Origin of the sequence: Microbacterium sp. NPDC079176 (assembly GCF_040686675.1) — a bacterium.
Taxonomy (GTDB): Bacteria; Actinomycetota; Actinomycetes; order Actinomycetales; family Microbacteriaceae; genus Microbacterium.
In genome coordinates this window covers 532,352-552,006 of record NZ_JBFBLM010000003.1, presented here as the reverse complement: position 1 = coordinate 552,006, position 19,655 = coordinate 532,352, and the positions used below count along the sequence as shown (strand labels likewise).

Sequence of the window (19,655 nt, the reverse complement as noted above, 5' to 3'; positions counted from 1 at the left end):
CCCGGTTGGGCGGTCGTCACGCGGTCTCGACGAACTCCATCAGTCGCTCGCCCTCATGCTCGAAGATCCGCCCGCCGACGCCGACACCGATAGCGAAGAGCGCCACCCCTGTCGCGAGTCCGGCCCAGAACGTCGCGGGGGCGAACTGCGATCCCTCGAGCATCGTGAGCACGAGCAGCCAGATGGTCGGCACGCTCACGAGGATCGCTCCGAGGAACGCCGCAGCAGGACCGTACGCGCCACGCGACGTCGGCCGCTGAGGCTGCTGGAACGGGCTGTCTCCGGGACGCGACACGGCGTACGGCGCGATGACAGAGACGATGCTCGAGAAGCCGAGCGCCGACAGCAGCAGGCTGGCCCCGAGGCCGGTGAGGGGCAGAAGGAGACGCCAGTCATCGATCCAGAGCATCGTGAGAGGCACAGCGATCGCGAGCACGGGAACGGCCACGAGCATCACCGGGACGAGTCGGCCCAGACGATCGGGGATGCCGCGCACGCCGCTCGCCACGTGCGTCCACAGTGCGGTGGAGTCGTAGGCGACATCGTTGTGCGGCAGCCAGCCGAAGAACAGGGCCATCACCGGAACGGGCACGAGAGCGGCGATCTCGAGCGGCACGCCCGCGACGAGGAGTGGCAGGACGGACAGCACGCCGGCGATCGGGACCACGATGAGATTCATGATGTAGCGGCGGTCACGCAGCCAGTAGACGAGGCTGCGAGACGCGATCGCACCGAAGGCGTTCGACGGAAGCAGGCCGAACCAGCCGAGACCGGAGCGCTCGCGAGAGGCCACAGGACGCTCGGTGGTGGTGAGCAGTCTGCGAACCAGCCACGACCACACCGCCCAGAGCACCACCGCGGTGAGGAGGGCCACGATCCCGCTGATCCAGTTGCCGGCATCGTCATCCGTCGCGAACGAGAACAGGAACCTCGACGATGCGGCGAAAGGGGTGAACCCGATCGTCGCCGTCAGTGCCCCCACTGCGGCGGGGACCTGCCCGTCCCACTTGAGCGAGGCGAGGAACACGGCCACGGGGAATGCGATCACGATCACGGCCAGCGCGAAGAGGGCGGTGAGCTCGCGCGATCGACGCTCCGGCAGCAGCAACGCGTTCACCGCCATGCCGATACGCGCCGCAAGCACCGTCGAGAACAGGCAGACGACGCTCATCAGCACCGCGATGAACCACGGCGCTCCGAGCCTGATCGCCACGATGCACACGCTGATGTTCACAGCGATGAGAGCCAGGCTGGGAACGCTGACCAGTGAGGCGAGCGCGAGGATCCATGGCATCTGCCGCTCGTCGACCCCGAACACGGCGAATCTGCGGGGATCCAGCTGATCCACGGCACCCACGAGGATGGGACCCACCAGGAATCCCAGGAGCAGTGCCGCGCTGCCGAGGACGATGACCGTGCGCGCGACAGCGACGGGTGCGTCGTCGAGGCTGAGGATCGCCGCGCAGACCACACCCGTGAGAATCGCCACGACGGCGAGCATGATGAGCGTCCGTACCCGACGTTCGCCGCGGAGCGATCCGATCAGGAGCGCGGCTCTCAGTCGGAGAACGTGTGCAGCCACTCGAGCCCCTCCACCTCGCCGATGCCACCGGACAGCTCGACGAACCGCGCTTCGAGCGTCTGGCCTGCGCGGACCTCGTCGATGGTGCCCTCGGCGAGCACTTCTCCCCCGACGATGATCGCGACGCGCGAGCAGACCCGCTCGACGAGATCCATCCCGTGGCTCGAGAGCACCACCGTTCCGCCGTGCGCGACATAGGCGCGCAGGATGTCGAGGATGACCGCGGAGGACACCGGATCGACGGCCTCGAACGGCTCATCGAGCACCAGGACCCTCGGCGAGTGGATCATGGCTCCCGCGAGCATGATCTTCTTGGTCATACCGGCCGAATAGTCGGAGACGACGCGATTGAGCGCCTCTCCGAGATCGAATGCGCGCGCGAGATCGGCGACGCGCTTCTCGATGACCGCCGAGGCGAGCCCCCGCAGGAGCCCGTAGTAGTAGAGCAGCTGCCGCCCGGTGAGTCGATCGAACGTGCGGAGCCGGTCGGGCAGCACACCCATCATGCGTTTCGCGGCAAGAGGCTTCGCCGACTGATCGATGCCGCAGATCACGATGTCGCCTGCATCGGCGCGCAGCAGCCCGGCGACGATCGACAGGGTCGTCGTCTTGCCGGCGCCGTTGGGACCGACGATGCCGTAGAACGAACCTGCAGGCACCGTCAGGTCGATGCCGTTGACCGCGGTGTGATCCCCGAAGTTCTTGACGAGGCCCCGAATGCGGATGGCCTCCGCACCGGAGGCCGCCTCGACTCCGGTGACAGCCTCCTCGGTCGCGTCCGCATCGGACACCGGCTCGGAGATCTCGGATGTCGTGCTCTCGTCGGCGGATTCCGTTTCTGCAGACGCGGTGGCGTCGGCGACGTCCGCCGTCGCGTCGTCGACCGGCGTGGCGTCGTCGACCGGCGTGGCGTCGTCGACCGGCGTCGCGTCGACAACCGGTGCGGCGTCGTTCATAGGGGTCTCCTCCGCCGACGCGGGCAGATCTGTCTTCGCCCCCTCGGCTGCAGCCTCAGGCTCGTCTCCCTGAACGTGGGCAGGAGCCGGCATCTCGATCTCGATCGCCGCTTCGCTCTCGACCTGAGCGTCCGCCTCTGCCTCGGCCTCGGCCTTGGCCTTGGCCGCAGCCTTCGCGGCAGCTGTCTTCGCCGCAGCGGACTTCGCGGCCGCGGCCTTGGCCGCCGTGGTCTTCGCCGCGGAAGTGCGTGCTGCGGACTTCGCCGACGCGCTCTTCTCCACCGCAGCCTTGGCGGCGACCGTCTTCGCCGCGGCCGCCCTGGCTGCCGGAGTGGATCCCTGCGCGGCTGAGGTCTTCGCAGCAGCGGTCTTCGCCGCAGCCGTCTTCGCGGCGGTGGTCCTCGCAGCGGTGGTCTTGGCAGCAGCGGATCGCGCCGATGACGTCTTCGCCCCAGCCGCGCGGGCGGTCGTGTCGCGGGTCGCGTTCTTGGCGGCAGTCGTGCGAGCGGCGGTGGTCTTCTTCGATGCCGCCGATCGCGGAGCGCCGCTCTCGGTGGTCCGGTCGATCTTCAGCGCCGGTTCTGCGACCACCTCGACGGTGACCGCGGCCTTGTCCGCCGCAGCTTTGGAGGGAACGCGGGCTCCACTCGTCTTCTTGGCAGGCGTCGTGCGAGCGGAAGTCTTCTTCGGGGCGGCGGGCGTGGCGTCGACCGCCTGAGCAGCGGGATCGTCGGGGGAAGAAGCAGTCACCGTCCTACGGTATCAACGGGGGCAGGATTTCTTCGGGTCACCGCAACATTTCGCCGACCTGGTGAACCCGTTGGACATTTCACTCAGGATCTGGACGAATCTGAGTGTTGGGTGTGTACTGGATCACGAATTGGCCACAGCGATGTCAACCCCCGCGGGTTCTCAGGCGGGATCGCTAGCATGGCTCTCGGCACGACGAAGTGTCCGGTCGGTGAACCGACCATGAACACATACTTCATTTAGGAGCACTCGTGACTCTTCAGACCGTCATCCTCGCAGCAGGCATGGGCTCACGCCTCGGCCGCGCGCTGCCGAAGCCGCTCACGGAGTTGAGCGACGGCCGCACGATCATGCGCCAGCAGCACGACAACATCCGCGCCGCCTTCGGATCGGACGCCCGCATCACCGCCGTCGTCGGGTACCGCGCAGAGACCATCATCGAGGCGTTCCCGAACGTCAATTACGTGCACAACGAGCGCTACGACGAGACCAACACGTCGAAGAGCCTGTTGCGCGCTCTCGGCGCCACCGGCAAGTCGGGCGTGCTCTGGATGAACGGCGACGTGGTGTTCGACCCGATGATCCTGGGCCGCGCTGCGGCCTACATCGAGCGCGACCAGTCCTTCGTCACGGTGAACACCTCCAAAGTCAGCGACGAGGAGGTGAAGTACACGGTCACGGCCGAGGGCTTCATCAACGAGCTGTCGAAGACCGTCAAGGGCGGTCTCGGTGAGGCTGTGGGCATCAACTACATCTCCTCCGCAGACAAGAAGGCGTTCATGCGCCAGTTGCAGCGCGTCGAAGACCAGGACTACTTCGAGCGCGGCCTCGAGCTCGCGATCGCCGAAGACGGCCTGCTCCTCGAGCCGATGGACGTCTCCGATCTCTACGCGGTCGAGGTCGACTTCGCCGAGGACCTCGAGCGGGCGAACCTGTTCGTCTGATCGCCTTCCACGAAAGCCCGGCCCCGTCAAGGGAGCCGGGCTTTCGGCTTTTTCGCGGCCTGGCTTCCTAGGATCGATCCATGGCCCCCAAGGTGCACAAGATCCACTCCCTCCCCGACGACGCCGCGTGGGACAGGGGGGTGCCGCCCGTCGGCTCGGCCGAGCATCCGCTGATGGTCCGCGGGCTGGACCGCGTTCTCGCGATCCAGCGCCCGCTCGTGCTGGCGCACATCCGCAGCATCCGCCTGCGCAACCCGCACGCTTCGCCCGAGCAGATCATCCGCATCCTCGAGCGGCGCTATCTCGCGGCGGTGACCACGGGCGGCGCGGCGGTCGGAGCGACCGCCGTCGTGCCGGGGATCGGCACCGGCATCACGCTCGCCCTCTCCGGAGTCGAGACGGTGGGCTTCGTCGAATCGACGGCGCTCTTCGCGCAGTCCGTCGCAGAGGTCCATGGCATCGCGGTGTCGAACCCCGACCGGGCCCGCGCGCTGGTGATGACCCTCATGCTCGGCAAGGAGGGCGTGGCCCTCGTCGGACAGCTGGCAGGCGAGGCCACCGGCCGCGGCGGCTCGAGGTCGTCGTACTGGGGCGAGATGGTGACGAAGTCGTTGCCGCGCGCTGCCGTCGGCCCCCTCGTGGATCGACTGAAGAGCATGTTCGTGAAGCAGTTCGCGGCGAAGGGCGGTGCCTCGTTCATCGGGAAGGCACTGCCGTTCGGCGTCGGCGCGGCCGTCGGAGGCGCGGGCAACCACATTCTCGGACGCCGCGTGCTGACGACGTCGCACCACGCATTCGGAGCGGCACCTCTGGACATGCCGCTCGAGCTGGAGCCCGTCGCCGGCGCAGAGAAGATGGAGCTGCGGATGCTGCACGGTGCCCAGTTCGTCGGGGGCGCCGTGGCCGGAGCGGCCGGATCGGCGGTCCGCGGCGTCGGCTGGGCGGGACGGAAGATCGCGTCGGTCGGACGTGGCCGCAACAAGGACGTCGGCGAGATCGAGCAGGCCGGCACCCACGACCTGCCGGGCACGCTCGGTGCCGAACACCGCGAGTGACGGCCGCCCTCGGGACACGTGGGGTTCACGAGAGCCGCCAAAGGATCTGACGACCCGTTGTAGCGAGCATCCAACGGACGGGGCCACCGCGACGATAGGGTGGAATCCGTGACGGACAAGCCCGAACTCTCGACCACCGCCGGCAGAATCGCAGACCTCCGCGCTCGCTACAACGAAGCTGTTGTCGACGCCGAGAAGGTCGCGCAGGAGAAGCAGCACGCCAAGGGCAAGATGACCGCCCGCGAGCGCATCGAACTGCTCGTCGACCCCGGAAGCTTCGTCGAATTCGACGAGTACGTGCGCCATCGCACCACCGCGTTCGGCATGGATCGCAACCGGCCCTACGGCGATTCCGTCGTGACGGGTGTGGGCACGATCCACGGCCGCACGGTCGCGGTGTACTCGCAGGACTTCACCACGTTCGGCGGATCTCTCGGCGAGGTCTCCGGCGACAAGATCATCAAGATCATGGAGTTCGCGCTGTCGGGCGGTATGCCGATCATCGGCATCCTCGACTCCGGTGGAGCCCGGATCCAGGAGGGCGTGCTCGCCCTCAGCAAGTACGGCGAGATCTTCCGCCTGAACACTCGGTCGTCGGGGGTCATCCCGCAGATCTCGATCATCATGGGCCCGGCCGCCGGTGGAGCCGTCTACGGCCCCGCTCTGACGGACTTCGTGATCATGGTCGACAAGACCAGCCAGATGTTCGTGACCGGCCCGGACGTCATCAAGACGGTCACCGGCGAGGACGTCGGCATGGAGGAGCTCGGAGGAGCCCTCACGCACAACACTCGCTCGGGTGTCGCCCACTACCTCGCCGAGGACGAGGACGACGCGATCGACTACGCCCGCACGCTCCTCGGCTTCCTCCCCGACAACAACATGGCGGAGATCCCCGCGTACGAGAGCGGCTTCGAGTGGGAGACCACGGATGCCGATCGCTCTCTGAACACGATCATCCCCGACTCCCCCAATCAGCCGTACGACATCCACACGGTCATCGAGCACGTCGTCGACGCGGGAGACTTCATCGAGGTCCAGCCGCTTTTCGCGCCGAACATCGTGATCGGCTTCGGCCGGGTCGAAGGGCGCTCGGTCGGGATCATCGCCAACCAGCCGTCCCAGATGGCCGGAACGCTCAACATCGAGGCGGGTGAGAAGGCCAGCCGATTCGTGCGGTTCTGCGACGCGTTCTCGATCCCTATCGTCACGCTCGTCGACGTGCCCGGGTATCTCCCCGGTACCGATCAGGAGTGGACCGGCGTGATCCGCCGCGGCGCCAAGCTCATCTACGCCTACGCGGAAGCGACCGTGCCGCTGGTCACGGTCATCCTGCGCAAGGCCTACGGCGGCGCCTACATCGTGATGGGGTCGAAGCAGCTGGGCGCCGATGTCAACCTCGCCTGGCCGACGGCGGAGATCGCCGTGATGGGCGGCCAGGGTGCGGTCAACATCCTCTACCGCGGCGAGATCAAGCGTGCCGAAGAGGCCGGCGAGGACGTCGCCGCCGTGCGCACGCGGCTCGCGAACGAGTACACCTACAGCGTGACCTCGCCGTTCCTCGCCGCCGAACGCGGCGAGATCGACGGCATCATCGAACCGGCGAACACCCGAGTCTCGATCGCCAAGGCGCTCCGAGCCCTCCGCGGGAAGCGCGCCGAGCTGCCCCCCAAGAAGCACGGGAACATCCCGCTGTGACCGAGCCCGCGACGTCGGACGAGCGCCAGCTCCCGACGATGGAGATCACCCGGGGCGTTGCGACCGAGGAGGAGCTCGCCGCTCTCATCGCCGTGGTGAGCGACGCCTACTCGCAGGAGGCGGCGGATGCCGTGGCCGAGGAGCCTCGCGTATCGGCGTGGGCCCGCACCCAGCGACCGCTGCGACGCGCACTGCGACGAGACATCCCGTGGGGCCGCTTCGCACGCTGACGCCCTCGTATCGGAGAGTCTGCGAGACCCGGAGCCCCCCAGCTACCGGGCCACGCAGACGACCCTCCGATTGATGCGGGGCCGTCGCCCCTGGCACCTGTAAACCCCAGACGGCGCATCTCTTCGATAATACATCGACTGGAGTAATCACTGAGGGCGCTTCAACCGATATACCAGTATGCGAATTGATGGCTCCGTTCAATCCTCGAGGTAGAGGTCGGATGCTCGAGGCGTGAGCACCGCGTCGAGCACGACGCAGGCGGCCCCCACGGCACCGACATCCTCTCCCACCACCGCGCTGTCGACGCGCAAGGCCCGAACCGACCTCGTCGCACTGCGACGGTTCAGCTGCTCCGGGATCTCGCGCAGATAGACCTCGGACAGAGGGGCGCAGAACGGCCCGCCGAGCACCACACGATCGACATCGAGGATGTTCGTGAGCACCGAGATCAGCACTGCGAGATGTTCGGCAGAGCGACGCAGAACGCCCAGTGCGCGGATCTCGCCCGCGGAAGCGAGCTCGCACAGGCGGGCGAACCGCTCCTCCACTCCGCGCGCACCTCCGTCGTCCGGCTCATCGCGGAACACCCCGGCCGCCTCCGCCTGCTCGACGATCGCCTGCGGGGTGCATACCACTTCGACGCATCCTCGCGAGCCGCACGCGCAGGGCGGCCCGTCTGGGTCGACCATGATGTGGCCGATCTCGCCGAAGTTGTGGGTGCTGCCTGTGACCACGACCCCCTCACGCGCTGCGGCGGCCCCGAGCCCCGTGCCGAGGTAGACGAACAGGAACGAGTCCTCGGCTGTCGCGGAGCCGGTCCACAGCTCCCCCACTGCGGCGGCAGTGGTGTCCTTCTCCAGCGTGACTTCGAAGCCCGTCGCTTCTGCGAGAACGGAACGCAGCGGCACCCGATGCCATCCGTCGAGCTTCGGGGGGTCCACCACCGTGCCCTTCGCCGCGTCGAGCGGCCCGGGGGCAGCGACGCCGACCCCGGCGACGAGCGCGCGATCGATGCCGGCCTCGTCGACGAGGCCATCGATCGTCTGCGCCATCGTCTCGACGATGCGGTGCGGGTCCCGGTCGTGCGTGCGCACGACTCGTCGTGCGATCACCGCACCGGACATGTTCAGCAGCACGAAGGTGATTACCGACGGGTCGAGATGCACCCCCACCGAGAAACGACTCTCCGCGACCAGGCGCAGCGTGACTCGCGGCTTGCCGGGCCCGTTGATGGTCCGCCCTGCTTCGGTGATCAGCCCCTCGTCGAGAAGGCGACGGGTGATGTTCGTGATCGTCTGCGCCGAGAGGCCGGTCGCATCGACGAGCTCGATCCGGCTGAGTCCCTCTCCGGACCGGCGGATGGCCTCGAGGATGACGGACTGGTTGAAGTCACCCATGCGGGGGAGATTGGTTCCGCGACGCATTCCCATGCCTCATCATCTCGCACCGGCGTCGATTCCGTGTCCCCCAAAATACCTACAGACAACGACTTGACTAACCATGAGACTGAGTAAGACGCTTCGCGTTCGGCTGGTCTCTCTGTCCCAGGGTAGATAGACGCAGACCGGCCACCAGCGGACGGTTTTCGGGTAACTGGTCCGCATGGCGAGGGGCTGGCGGATTCGCCGCCCCTCGCCCACTCTGTCTGACCTCGACTCTGACCCCCTCCCCCGGCCAGAGCCGAGGACAGGGGCCTCACTGGCGTGGAGCGTCTCTCGGGATCTCGTGCCACACGTCGACGGCATCGTCGTCGCTCTGCCCGCCGGCGCTGGCCCGGCCGACCACCGTCACGGCCGTGTGAGCATCCCTGGCCGCTCGGATGATCCACCGCTCCGCATCCGCATCGCGCAGCACCCGGGCGAGCTCGTCGCGGATCATCGCGCGTCGTCCCTCATCGACGTCGTCCAAGCCGCCCTCGTCGAAGACGGTGACGACGGCACCGCGGCGACGCGCGTCCTCGATCGCATCCCGCACCGCATCGTTGAGCAGATCGGCTCCCCGGAGCTCGTCGCGCAGGCGACCTTCCGCCAGACGCGCCTGCAGACGCTCCTCCTCGCTCAGCGCGCCACGCGATGCGACGGTGCGACTGAGCACCGGCCCCGCGACCGCCAGCGCGAACTGCGTGCGCAGACGACGTTCCTTCTGGCGCACCTGCTGGGTCGCGTGCCAGGCGGACACCGCCTGCTGGATGCCGGCGAGGCGCTCGGTGTCGCGGACGGCTCTGTCCCAGAAGATCACCAGGAGGTGAGCGATCGCGACCCACACGAGCGAGCCCACCAGGCCGAGGGACAGCGCCACGAAGACACCCAGGTACACCGATGATGTGGCGACGAGGACGAGCACCACCAGCCAGCCGATCACGAAGCGGCGCCGGACGATGCACACCACGCCCATCAGACCGAGAGCACCGATGTACCAGGTGGCGAACGGTGCCGTGCGCGTCAGCGGATCGAGTGACAGCGTCACGAGAACCGGAATGAGGACGCTCGAGACCAGCGTCAGCAGCGCCGCCCAGAGCGGCATCCGCACCGAGATCGCCGAGTCCCAGAGGATCGCGACGTTGACGACGACGAGGTACAGCGCGATCGCCGCGACCATCAGCAGCGGCGCGGAGGGCTGCTCGATCCACCACACCCCTCTCGCGGCGAAGTACATCGCGAAGCCCACCGCGAGTGACGTCGCGACACTGCGCACCGTGCGATTCATGGCCGCTCCCAGCCCAGCGTCACGGTGGTGCCGCACTCTCTCGAATCGATCTCGGCGGTGCCCGCCACCCCGGCCATCCGTGCGAAGATCGACGCTCTGATCCCGAGGCGGTCGGCGCCGATCGCCCCGAGATCGAATCCTGGGCCGGTATCCGTGATCGTCACCGTGATCCCCTCGTCACCGCGGCCCTCGACGAGGATGTGCAGCCCGCGCCCACCCGCATGGGTGACCGCGTTGCCGAGCGCCTGTCTGGCGGCGAGCACGAGTGCTCTCGCCGCGCGCCCGGGGATCAGGCCGATCCCTCCCCGTTCCTCGACGATCGCATCCGCCCCGAGCTCGGACAGGGCACGACGGAGCTCGACGACGATCTGAGCGGCGCCCACCGGTTCGTCGCTGCCCTCCTGGGCCACCGCGGCCTCGGTGTTCGCCAGGCGGGTGAGAGCCTCCCGGGCCATCCCCACGGCGAGGTCCTGCGCCCGATCGCCTTCGGCCCGTTCCGCGGCGATCAGCGCTGCGAGGACGCTGTCGTGCATGAGCGCCGACATCGCCGCACGCTCCTCCTCGGCTGCGGCGGCTGCCGCTGCGCCCGCGTACGACGCGACGGCTCGGGCCCGGGCCTCATCGACACCCGCGGCGACCGAGCGGAACATCCATCCCAACGCGATGATGACGCATCCGAGGATCAGGGTGAACGACACGTCGAACGCCGTCGTCACCCAGAAGTCTCGCGAGAAATCGCCTTCGACGAGGCGGACATAGCCGTAGACGAACGGCAGGCACACCGCCCAGACGAACTGCAGCCACAGAGGGAAGGCGAGCATCGCAGCCACGACGCCCACGTTGACGAGGAAGAAGATCCACGGCTGGTCGGCGGCTCTGCCCACAGGGTCGACCAGACTCGGCCAGGCGGCGAGCGCGAGTGTGTACACGATGGCGAACGCGCCAGACGCGGTCTTGACGCCACGTCCGATGACGCACGCGACGAGCATGACGATCAGCGGCACGAAGACCACGAGCAGCATCGTGATGCGCGCGGCATCCGATCCCGTCGTCGTGACCCCCGCGATCAGTGCCTGTGCGCCGAGAACACCCGATCCGATCGCGACGACCGTGGCGAGGATGCGCTCCATGCGTTTGCCGGTGAAGCGCTCGAACTCGGTCTCCACGCTGCCGGGCGAAGGGATCTTGCTCCATGCCTCCCGGATGCTGAGCGGGTCAGCGGCCACTCGGCGCCCCGTCTGCGGCGACGATCCCATCCTCCATCGCTCGCCGCAGAAGGTCGACCTTCGTCGGGGCCGGTCGTCCGACCTCCACGTACTTGACCCGGATCCGGGTGATGTTCTCCTTGGCGGTCGAGTACGCGACGCCGAGGCGCTCGGCCACGGCCTTCAGCGGCAGGCCGGTGGCATACAGCCGGAGCACCTCCCGCTCGCGTGTCGACAGCTGGGCGTCCGCGAAGTCGCGATCCCCGTCGACAGCGCTCGCCCACTCGACGTTGTTGAGGGCTTCGCCCTGCGCGACGGTGCGGATGGCGTCGAGCACGTCGTCCAGCGCAGAGGATTTGCTCACGACGCCGGCGGCACCGGCAGCGAGCGCCTCGCGCACAGCCGCCGGTCGATCGGCGACGCTGTGGATCACGACGCTCGCGCCGTCGGCGACGAGAGACCGGACGTTCTCGGTCACCGTGGTGCCGTCTCCCAGGGTGAGGTCGAGCACCACCACGTCGGCAGGCTGCGACGACGTCGCCGACCTCCACTCGAGGTAGGACACGACGGTGCTGCCGGAGAAGACGACGGTCTGCTCTCCGTCACGAGCGCACGCCGCCTCGAGACCGAGGCGGACGGATTCGTGATCGTCGATGAGTGCGACCCTGCTCATCCGCCCAGCCTACTGAGTACTCAGCCCCCGCAGATCACGATCACCGGGTGAGCAGCGCGACGACCTCGAAGTGATGCGAGTGCGGGAACAGGTCGAAACCGCGCAGCGTCCCCACGTTCCACCCGTGTTCGCGGAAGGTTCCGAGGTCCCGCGCCAACGCCACAGGGTCGCACGCGACGTAGGCGATCGCCTCGGGGGCGAGAGAGTTCAGTGCATCGACCACCGCGCGTCCGGCACCGGCACGCGGCGGATCGAGTACGACCGCTCCTGCTCGCGTGTCGGAGGGGAGACCGGCGAGATAGCGGTCGACCCGTGCTGTGACGGCGTTCACGGCGAGGGGCGCGAGGTTCTGCTGCGCGTGAGTCGTCGCCCGCCTGCTGGACTCGACGGTGACGATGTCGGTGCCACCGAGGTCTGCGAGCGATGCGGCGAAGAGCCCGACTCCTCCGTAGAGGTCGAAGTGCGTCGCCTCCGGATCGACGTGCCCGTCGAGGATGCCGTAGACGGCGCCGTCGAGCACCGATGCGGCTCGCGGGTGCACCTGCCAGAATCCACCGGCGTCGACCTGGAACCGGCGATCGCCCACCTGCTCGTAGACGACTTCGGGCGCCGGGCGGCGGTGCTGCCCCCTGGCCGGTCGCTCGTCGAGGCGATCTCGTCGGATGACCCGCACCTGGCCGTCGCCCGGTTCGACCAGGTCGACGCTGCCCGCCTCGCCGCCCGCGAGACGGAGGGCCGCCTGTGCGACCGCCGGACGCGCGAGCGGGTGGGAGCTGACCGGGATCACCCGGTGACTGCGAGCGGCGTAGGGACCGACGCGCCCCTGGTCGTCGACGTGCAGGGTCACCCGGGAGCGCCAGCCGGTTCCGTCGGTCGAGTCCACGGCCTCGATCTCGGGAGCCTCGAGACCGGGTCCGGCGAAACGATCGAGCGCCTCGGTGAGCACCTGACGCTTGAGCACGCGCTGATGCGCGAGATCGATGTGCCCCAGGTCGGCGCCCCCCGGCCGGTTCTCGGGCGCGCGGGAGACGTCGGCCTCCGCCCAGATGTGGGGGCGACGATGCGGCGAGGCGTCCAGGACCTCGACCGTCTCGGCACGCCAGAAGCTCTTGGACTCACCCGTGGAGTCCTCGGTGAGCCGCGCTCGGACCCGCTCACCGGGGATGGCGTCGGAGACGAAGACGACCCGGCCTTCGTGTCGGGCGATGAACGTGCCGCCGTGCGCGATGCCGGTGATGTCCAGATCGAGCAGGACTGGGGAGGAAGTCATCCTTCGAGGATACGGTGGTGAACATGCGCGTCTGCCTGGCCTCCACCTCTCCCGCCCGCCTCATGCTGCTGCGTCAGGCGGGTATCGAGCCTCTGACCCAGTCGCCGGGAGTGGATGAGGATGCGGTCGCCGCCGCTGCCGCGGCCGAACGGGGCGCGGAGCTGACTCCGGCGGACCTCGTGCTCCTGCTCGCTCGGGCGAAGGCGGCGGACGTCGCGCAGCGCCTCTCTGCGGACGGCGAGTTCGACGGCATCGTGATCGGCGGAGACTCGATGTTCGAACTCGGCGGGCGCGTGTACGGCAAGCCCTACACGCCCGAGGAGGCGACCAGACGCTGGCAGGAGATGCGCGGGGCCACCGGCATCCTGCACTCGGGGCACTCGGTCTTCCGTGTCTCGCCGGGCACCGACCCGGTCGAGGCCACCGCCACGGCCGAGGCTTCGGTGACCTTCGCCGATGACGTCACGGATGCCGAGATCGCCGCCTACGTCGCCTCGGGTGAGCCCCTGCTCGTCGCCGGCGCGTTCACGGTCGACAGTCTGGGCGGCGCCTTCATCACCCGCGTCGACGGCGACCCGTCGACGGTGGTCGGGATGTCGCTGTCGACCGTGCGCCGCCTCGCCGCCGATCTCGGCGTCACGTGGACCGACCTCTGGTCGTAGAGTCTCGTCGACGTTTCTGCCTCTTTCTTGTGGAGAGTCGTCAAAGCGAACGGGAGCCTTCTCGCTAGGCTGGCAAGCATGCCTGATATCGCCAAGGTGCTCATCGCCAACCGCGGCGAGATCGCCGTCCGCATCATCCGTGCCGCTCGCGACTCGGGGATCGCCTCCGTCGCCGTGTACGCCGACCAGGACCGCGACGCTCTGCACACCCGCCTCGCCGACGAGGCCTATGCCCTCGGCGGCGCCACGAGCGCCGAGACCTACCTGCAGATCGAGAAGATCCTCTCGGTCGCCCGCCGCGCCGGCGCCGACGCCGTGCACCCCGGATACGGCTTCCTCGCCGAGAACGCCGAATTCGCCCGCGCCGTCATCGGTGCGGGGATGACCTGGATCGGGCCTTCCCCCGACGCCATCGAGGCGCTCGGCGACAAGGTCACCGCCCGCCACGTCGCCGAGAAGGTCGGCGCGCCGCTCGCTCCCGGAACGCCGGGACCCGTCTCCGGGGCCGACGAGGTCGTCGCCTTCGCGAAGGAGTTCGGTCTGCCGATCGCGATCAAAGCCGCGTACGGCGGCGGCGGTCGCGGCCTGAAGGTCGCCCGCGAGCTCGACGAGGTCGCGGAGCTCTTCGAATCCGCCACCCGCGAGGCGGTCACCGCCTTCGGCCGCGGCGAGTGCTTCGTCGAGAAGTACCTCGACAAGCCGCGGCACGTCGAGACCCAGTGCCTGGCGGATGCCGAGGGCAACGTCGTCGTCATCTCGACGCGCGACTGCTCGCTGCAGCGCCGCCACCAGAAGCTCGTCGAGGAGGCACCCGCGCCGTTCCTCACGGACGAGCAGAACGACCTGCTCTATTCCGCGTCGAAGGCCATCCTCAAGGAGGTCGGCTACGTGGGCGCAGGCACCTGCGAGTTCCTGATCGGCGCCGACGGCACCGTCTCGTTCCTCGAGGTCAACACCCGTCTGCAGGTCGAGCACCCCGTCTCCGAGGAGGTCACCGGCATCGACCTGGTGCGCGAGCAGTTCCGCATCGCCGCCGGCGGCACGATCGACTACGACGACCCGAAGCCGACCGGACACTCGATCGAGTTCCGCATCAACGGCGAGGACCCCGGTCGAGGGTTCCTCCCGCAGCCGGGTCCGATCCACGTCTTCAAGACCTTCGGCGGACCCGGCATCCGCCTCGACTCCGGCGTCACCGCGGGCGACTCGGTCTCGGGCGCCTTCGACTCGCTTCTCGCGAAGATCATCGTCACCGGCAAGGACCGCGCCGAGGCCCTGGAGCGCTCGCGCCGCGCCCTCGAGGAGTTCGAGGTCGCAGGTCTGCCCACCGTGCTCCCGTTCCACCGCAAGGTCGTGAACGACCCCGCGTTCACCGCGGAGAACGGCGAGTTCGGCATCTTCACCCGCTGGATCGAGACCGAGTTCGAGAACGACATCCCCGCCTGGGACGGCGAGCTCGAGTCGCCCTCCGCCGGCGAGAACCGGCACACCGTCGTGGTCGAGGTCGGCGGCAAGCGCCTCGAGGTCAGCCTTCCCGATCGCGTCGCGGTGGCGGCCGGCACGGCAGGACGACCGGCCGCGGTTCCGCCGTCCCGCCGCAGCCACGCGACCTCGGTCAGCGCCGGCGCATCGGGAGACGCCGTCAAGTCGCCGATGCAGGCCACCGTCGTCAAGGTCGCCGTCGAAGAGGGGCAGCAGGTCGTCAAGGGCGATCTGGTCGTCGTCCTCGAGGCGATGAAGATGGAGCAGCCGCTGCAGGCTCACAAGGACGGCACGATCGGCAACATCGGCGCCGTCGCCGGTGCGACGGTCTCGGCCGGACACCAGCTGCTCACGATCAGCTGACCGCCCTCGCACACGAGAAAGGCGCCCCGCTGCTGCGGGGCGCCTTTCTCGTCTGATCCGCGCCGGGGCGATCTACGAGATGTTCGCGTTGACGAGGTGCATCGCCCTGCTCGCGTCGGTGATGCTGCTCGACAGCGACGGGTATGCCGCGAAGACGCGGGAGACCTGGTCGACCGTCAGACGACGCTCCACGGCGACCGCGATCGGGTAGATCAGCTCGGAGGCCTTGGGCGCGACGATCACGCCGCCGATCACGGTGCCGGATCCCTTGCGTGCGATCAGCTTCACGAAACCGTCCTTGATGCCCATCATCTTGGCCCGAGGGTTCGCGGCGAGGGGCAGCTTGTAGACGAGGCCGTCCGCGACGCCGTCTTCGACGTCCTTCTCGGAATAGCCGACCGTGGCGATCTCGGGCGCCGTGAAGATGTTGGAGGTGATCTTTATCAGCTCCAGAGGGATCACGATGTCGCCCAGCGCGTGGAACACGGCCGTGCGGCCCTGCATCGACGCGACGGAGGCGAGTGGGAAGAAGTTCGTGCAGTCGCCGACGGCGTAGACGTTGGGCACAGAGGTGCGCGCGACGCGGTTGACCCGCACGTGCCCGGTCTCGTCGAGCTCGACTCCCGCGTCTTCGAGACCGATGCCAGCGGTGTTCGGGATCGAGCCGACCGCCATGAGGCAGTGGCTCCCCTCGACCGTGCGTCCGTCGGACAGCGTCGCACGCACGCCGTCCTCGATGACCTCGACCTTCTCGGCGCGGGCCTTGGAGAGCACCGTCATCCCCCCGCGCTTGAAGACCTTCTCGAGCACGTGCGCGGCATCCTGGTCCTCACCCGGCAGCACCTGCTCGCGGCTGGAGATCAGCGTGACCTTGGCGCCGAGGTTCATGTAGGCGGACGCGAACTCGGCGCCCGTCACACCGGAGCCGACCACGATCAGGTGCTCGGGAAGCGCCTTCATGTCGTACAGCTGCGTCCACGTGAGGATCCGCTTGCCGTCGGGCTTGGCCGAATCCAGCTCGCGCGGCGACGCGCCCACCGCCACGATGATCGTGTCGGCCTCGACGCGGTCGAAGTCGGTGCCCTTCTGCCCGGTCGAGACCACGATCGCCGTCGGTCCCTCCAGACGTCCGTGGCCGGACAGGATGCGCACGCCGGCCTCGAGCAGCGTCGTGCGCATGTCCTCGGACTGCTGGCCCGCGAGCGCGATCAGACGTTTGTTCACCGCGGCGAGGTTGATGGCGATCTCGGGCTTGAGCGGCTTGCCGTGCTCGCCCTTGGCGTAGAACTGCACTCCGAGGTCGGAGGCCTCCGAGATCGCGACCGCGGCATCCGCCGTGGCGATCAGGCTCTTCGAGGGGACGACATCGGTGAGCACTGCCGCTCCGCCCACGCCCACACGCTCGACCAGGGTCACCTCGGCTCCGAGCTGAGCGGCCGCGAGGGCCGCCTCATAACCGCCGGGACCGCCGCCGAGGACGGCGACGCGCTGTGTGCGCTCAAAAGGGGTGGAAGACATGATCTCCATTCTTCCGCAATCCTGGCCCCGGAGCCTGCACCTTCCTAGAGTGGATCCATGTCTGAAACACACAGCAACCCCCTCGACGACCCGAATGCGAACCCGTTCGAGGTCGCAGCCGACGCAGCCGCCGACATCGCGCGCCTGACCGGAGTCGAGAAGCACGACATCGCCCTGACCCTCGGCAGCGGCTGGGGCAAGGCCGCCGACATCATCGGCGAGACCACGGCGACCATCCCCGCCACCGAGGTCACCGGCTTCTCGAAGCCCGCTCTCGAGGGCCACGTGGGCACCCTGCGCAGCATCCGCACTCCCGATGGCAAGAACGTCCTCGTCATCGGTGCTCGCACCCACTACTACGAGGGCCACGGCGTGCGCCGTGTCGTGCACTCGGTGCGCACCGCCGCGGCCACGGGCGCCAAGATCATGGTGCTGACGAACGGCGCCGGCGGAGTGCGCGAGACCTGGACCCCCGGCCAGCCCGTGCTGATCAGCGACCACATCAATCTCACGGCCGACTCCCCTCTCGAGGGCGCGACCTTCATCGACCTCACCGACCTCTATTCGACACGTCTGCGCGACATCGCCCGGAGCGTCGACCCCACGCTCGACGAGGGCGTGTACACGCAGTTCCGAGGCCCGCATTACGAGACGCCGGCCGAGGTGCAGATGGCCAAGCACATCGGCGGACACATCGTGGGAATGTCGACAGCGCTCGAGGCGATCGCCGCTCGCGAGGCCGGTATGGAGATCCTCGGGTTCTCGCTCATCACCAACCTCGCCGCCGGCATCCAGAAGACGCCGCTCAGCCACGCTGAGGTCATCGAGGCCGGTCGAGAGGCCGAACCGGTCATCTCGGCGCTGCTGGCCCGAGTGGTCGAGGCGCTGTGAACGACGAGCGTCTCGCGCAGGCGCGCGCGTGGATGAGACAGGACCCCGATCACGAGACCCGCGACGAGCTGGCCGTGGTCATCACGCGGGCAGCCGATGGCGACGAGTCGGCCGCCGCCGACCTCGATGATCGCTTCAGCACCCGACTCGCGTTCGGCACCGCCGGTCTCCGCGGAGCCCTGGGGGCCGGCAGCAACCGCATGAACCGCGTGCTCGTCGCGCAGGCGGCCGCCGGGTTCGCTTCGTACCTGCGCGAGAAGTCGCACGGCCGCACGCCGACCGTGGTGATCGGCTATGACGGACGCCGCAACTCCCGCGTGTTCGCGACCGACTCCGCCGAGCTGTTCGCCGGAGCAGGGCTGCGCGCGATCCTGCTGCCGAGACTGCTGCCCACGCCCGTGCTCGCGTTCGCGGTGCGTCACCTGGGCGCGGATGCCGGTGTCATGGTGACCGCGTCGCACAACCCGCCGAACGACAACGGATACAAGGTCTATCTGGGCGGCGCCGATCAGGGCTCGCAGATCGTCGCACCCGCCGATGCCGAGATCGCCGCGCACATCCAGCGGGTCGCCGATGCGGACGACGTCACGTCGTTGCCTCGCTCCACCGACTATGAGACGGCCGGCGAAGCCGTGGTCGACGCGTACGTCGCCGCGACAGCGGCGGTCGCTCCCGCACCAGCCGGCGCGTCCGATCTGCGCTGGGTCTACACCGCTATGCACGGGGTCGGCTGGGAGACGCTGTCGAAGATCGTCGCGGCCGCCGGATACCCTCAGCCGATGGTCGTCGGAGAGCAGCTCGAACCCGACGCGACGTTCCGCACCGTCTCGTTCCCCAACCCGGAGGAGCCGGGGGCGATGGACCTGTCCTTCGCCCGGGCCCGCCGCGTGCAGGCGGACTTCATCATCGCCAATGATCCGGATGCCGACCGACTCGCCGTGGCGATCCCGGACGCGTCGTCGGAGGGCGGATGGCGGCGACTCACCGGCAACGAGGTCGGGCTCCTCCTGGGCGCTCGCGCCGCCAGGGCCGCCGAGGGCACGCCGGGTGCATCGCTCGCGTGCTCCCTGGTCTCATCGCCCGGCCTCGGCGCCGTCGCCGCCCATCACGGGCTCGACTTCCACGAGACGCTCACGGGCTTCAAATGGATCTCCCGCGCCCCCGGCATCGTCTTCGGCTTCGAGGAGGCACTCGGCTACCTCGTGAATCCCGAGACCGTGCGCGACAAGGACGGCATCTCGGCGACCGTGGCGATCCTCGGACTCGCCGCCGAGGCGCACGAGCGCGGACGCTCTCTCGCCGACCTGTTGTCCGAGCTCGGTGACACGTACGGTCACTTCGCCAGCGGTCAGGTGTCGGTCCGCGTGCAGGACCTCTCGGTCATCGGCACCGTGATGCTCTCGCTGCGCACGCTGCCGCCGACGCACTTCGGCAGCCACTCGATCGCCTCCGTGGAGGATCTGCTGCACGCCGACGCAGGGCAGCCCTCGGGCGACGTGCTGCGGTATCGACTCACGGACGGCTCGCGCATCATCGTCCGTCCGAGCGGCACCGAGCCGAAGCTCAAGGTCTACATCGACGCGGCCGCGGACTCCGCAGAGCGCGCCACCGCGACCGTCGCCGAGCTCGAGGCCGCGGTGCGCCTGCTCCTGGAAGAACGCTCGTAGGC

At 68.7% G+C, this 19,655-nt stretch carries 16 protein-coding genes; 8 read left to right on the top strand and 8 right to left on the bottom strand.

The annotated features are described in order from the left end of the window. Window positions 1–16: 16 nt before the first annotated feature. Both AB0P11_RS10070 and AB0P11_RS10065 read right to left on the bottom strand, forming a co-directional pair. On the bottom strand, window positions 17–1,582 hold the full coding sequence (locus tag AB0P11_RS10070; protein ID WP_053096967.1) for a hypothetical protein: 1,566 nt from the start codon (window positions 1,580–1,582) through the stop codon (window positions 17–19). Beyond that, entirely contained in the window at window positions 1,558–3,288 is a 1,731-nt protein-coding gene (locus AB0P11_RS10065) for an ATP-binding cassette domain-containing protein (RefSeq protein WP_363521634.1), read from the bottom strand. The genes AB0P11_RS10070 and AB0P11_RS10065 overlap by 25 nt, the downstream gene beginning before the upstream one ends. Window positions 3,289–3,539: 251 nt before the next feature. On the opposite strand from AB0P11_RS10065, the gene AB0P11_RS10060 reads away from it, so the two are divergent. From AB0P11_RS10060 to AB0P11_RS10045, 4 genes are all read left to right on the top strand, one after another. Beyond that, window positions 3,540–4,232: a phosphocholine cytidylyltransferase family protein gene (locus AB0P11_RS10060; protein ID WP_053096968.1), complete on the top strand. Its 693-nt coding sequence runs from the start codon at window positions 3,540–3,542 to the stop codon at window positions 4,230–4,232. An 80-nt stretch (window positions 4,233–4,312) separates the two neighbouring features. Then, a complete protein-coding gene (locus tag AB0P11_RS10055; protein WP_056280098.1) occupies window positions 4,313–5,287 on the top strand; it encodes a hypothetical protein in 975 nt (324 codons plus the stop codon). Window positions 5,288–5,386: 99 nt separating this feature from the next. After that, window positions 5,387–6,985 carry an acyl-CoA carboxylase subunit beta gene (locus AB0P11_RS10050; protein WP_053096973.1) on the top strand — a complete coding sequence of 533 codons (1,599 nt, stop codon included), beginning with the start codon at window positions 5,387–5,389 and terminating at the stop codon, window positions 6,983–6,985. Further along, window positions 6,982–7,215 carry an acyl-CoA carboxylase subunit epsilon gene (locus AB0P11_RS10045; protein ID WP_308418038.1) on the top strand — a complete coding sequence of 78 codons (234 nt, stop codon included), beginning with the start codon at window positions 6,982–6,984 and terminating at the stop codon, window positions 7,213–7,215. Before AB0P11_RS10050 ends, AB0P11_RS10045 begins: the two co-directional genes overlap by 4 nt. A 198-nt stretch (window positions 7,216–7,413) precedes the next feature. Here AB0P11_RS10045 and AB0P11_RS10040 read toward each other — a convergent pair whose 3' ends face one another. The 5 genes from AB0P11_RS10040 to AB0P11_RS10020 all read right to left on the bottom strand — a co-directional run bounded on the left by AB0P11_RS10040 (window position 7,414) and on the right by AB0P11_RS10020 (window position 13,070). Then, window positions 7,414–8,613 carry an ROK family transcriptional regulator gene (locus AB0P11_RS10040; protein WP_053096975.1) on the bottom strand — a complete coding sequence of 400 codons (1,200 nt, stop codon included), beginning with the start codon at window positions 8,611–8,613 and terminating at the stop codon, window positions 7,414–7,416. A gap of 298 nt (window positions 8,614–8,911) precedes the next feature. Continuing rightward, window positions 8,912–9,922 carry a hypothetical protein gene (locus tag AB0P11_RS10035; RefSeq protein ID WP_363521628.1) on the bottom strand — a complete coding sequence of 337 codons (1,011 nt, stop codon included), beginning with the start codon at window positions 9,920–9,922 and terminating at the stop codon, window positions 8,912–8,914. Further along, window positions 9,919–11,148 (bottom strand): ATP-binding protein, encoded by a 1,230-nt coding sequence (locus tag AB0P11_RS10030; RefSeq protein ID WP_363521625.1) that lies wholly within the window; start codon window positions 11,146–11,148, stop codon window positions 9,919–9,921. Before AB0P11_RS10030 ends, AB0P11_RS10035 begins: the two co-directional genes overlap by 4 nt. Beyond that, the gene (locus tag AB0P11_RS10025; protein ID WP_363521622.1) at window positions 11,138–11,800 is read right to left on the bottom strand and encodes a response regulator transcription factor; all 663 of its coding nucleotides are present in this window, start codon (window positions 11,798–11,800) and stop codon (window positions 11,138–11,140) included. The genes AB0P11_RS10030 and AB0P11_RS10025 overlap by 11 nt, the downstream gene beginning before the upstream one ends. A 40-nt stretch (window positions 11,801–11,840) precedes the next feature. Beyond that, window positions 11,841–13,070: a TRAM domain-containing protein gene (locus AB0P11_RS10020; protein WP_363521619.1), complete on the bottom strand. Its 1,230-nt coding sequence runs from the start codon at window positions 13,068–13,070 to the stop codon at window positions 11,841–11,843. Window positions 13,071–13,093: 23 nt separating this feature from the next. On the opposite strand from AB0P11_RS10020, the gene AB0P11_RS10015 reads away from it, so the two are divergent. Continuing rightward, window positions 13,094–13,732, top strand: coding sequence for a nucleoside triphosphate pyrophosphatase (locus AB0P11_RS10015; RefSeq protein ID WP_053099183.1), 639 nt, complete (start codon window positions 13,094–13,096; stop codon window positions 13,730–13,732). 78 nt (window positions 13,733–13,810) lie between these two features. After that, the gene (locus tag AB0P11_RS10010) at window positions 13,811–15,577 is read left to right on the top strand and encodes a biotin carboxylase N-terminal domain-containing protein (protein WP_056280083.1); all 1,767 of its coding nucleotides are present in this window, start codon (window positions 13,811–13,813) and stop codon (window positions 15,575–15,577) included. 72 nt (window positions 15,578–15,649) lie between these two features. Here AB0P11_RS10010 and AB0P11_RS10005 read toward each other — a convergent pair whose 3' ends face one another. Then, a complete protein-coding gene (locus AB0P11_RS10005) occupies window positions 15,650–17,104 on the bottom strand; it encodes an NAD(P)H-quinone dehydrogenase (protein WP_363521615.1) in 1,455 nt (484 codons plus the stop codon). A 48-nt stretch (window positions 17,105–17,152) separates the two neighbouring features. Here AB0P11_RS10005 and AB0P11_RS10000 point away from each other — a divergent pair, with 48 nt between their 5' ends. Then, window positions 17,153–17,986: a purine-nucleoside phosphorylase gene (locus AB0P11_RS10000; RefSeq protein WP_053096984.1), complete on the top strand. Its 834-nt coding sequence runs from the start codon at window positions 17,153–17,155 to the stop codon at window positions 17,984–17,986. Next, window positions 17,983–19,653 carry a phospho-sugar mutase gene (locus tag AB0P11_RS09995; protein ID WP_295101903.1) on the top strand — a complete coding sequence of 557 codons (1,671 nt, stop codon included), beginning with the start codon at window positions 17,983–17,985 and terminating at the stop codon, window positions 19,651–19,653. Before AB0P11_RS10000 ends, AB0P11_RS09995 begins: the two co-directional genes overlap by 4 nt. Window positions 19,654–19,655 lie beyond the last annotated feature (2 nt).

What these genes read in the sequence shown, in the direction of transcription:
- AB0P11_RS10015 (WP_053099183.1), top strand. Translation starts at nt 13,094, where the DNA reads ATGCGCGTCTGCCTGGCCTCCACCTCTCCCGCCCGCCTCATGCTGCTG.
- AB0P11_RS10025 (WP_363521622.1), bottom strand. Translation starts at nt 11,800, where the DNA reads ATGAGCAGGGTCGCACTCATCGACGATCACGAATCCGTCCGCCTCGGT.
- AB0P11_RS10035 (WP_363521628.1), bottom strand. Translation starts at nt 9,922, where the DNA reads ATGAATCGCACGGTGCGCAGTGTCGCGACGTCACTCGCGGTGGGCTTC.
- AB0P11_RS10040 (WP_053096975.1), bottom strand. Translation starts at nt 8,613, where the DNA reads ATGGGTGACTTCAACCAGTCCGTCATCCTCGAGGCCATCCGCCGGTCC.
- AB0P11_RS10010 (WP_056280083.1), top strand. Translation starts at nt 13,811, where the DNA reads ATGCCTGATATCGCCAAGGTGCTCATCGCCAACCGCGGCGAGATCGCC.
- AB0P11_RS10020 (WP_363521619.1), bottom strand. Translation starts at nt 13,070, where the DNA reads ATGACTTCCTCCCCAGTCCTGCTCGATCTGGACATCACCGGCATCGCG.
- AB0P11_RS10055 (WP_056280098.1), top strand. Translation starts at nt 4,313, where the DNA reads ATGGCCCCCAAGGTGCACAAGATCCACTCCCTCCCCGACGACGCCGCG.
- AB0P11_RS10005 (WP_363521615.1), bottom strand. Translation starts at nt 17,104, where the DNA reads ATGGAGATCATGTCTTCCACCCCTTTTGAGCGCACACAGCGCGTCGCC.
- AB0P11_RS10000 (WP_053096984.1), top strand. Translation starts at nt 17,153, where the DNA reads ATGTCTGAAACACACAGCAACCCCCTCGACGACCCGAATGCGAACCCG.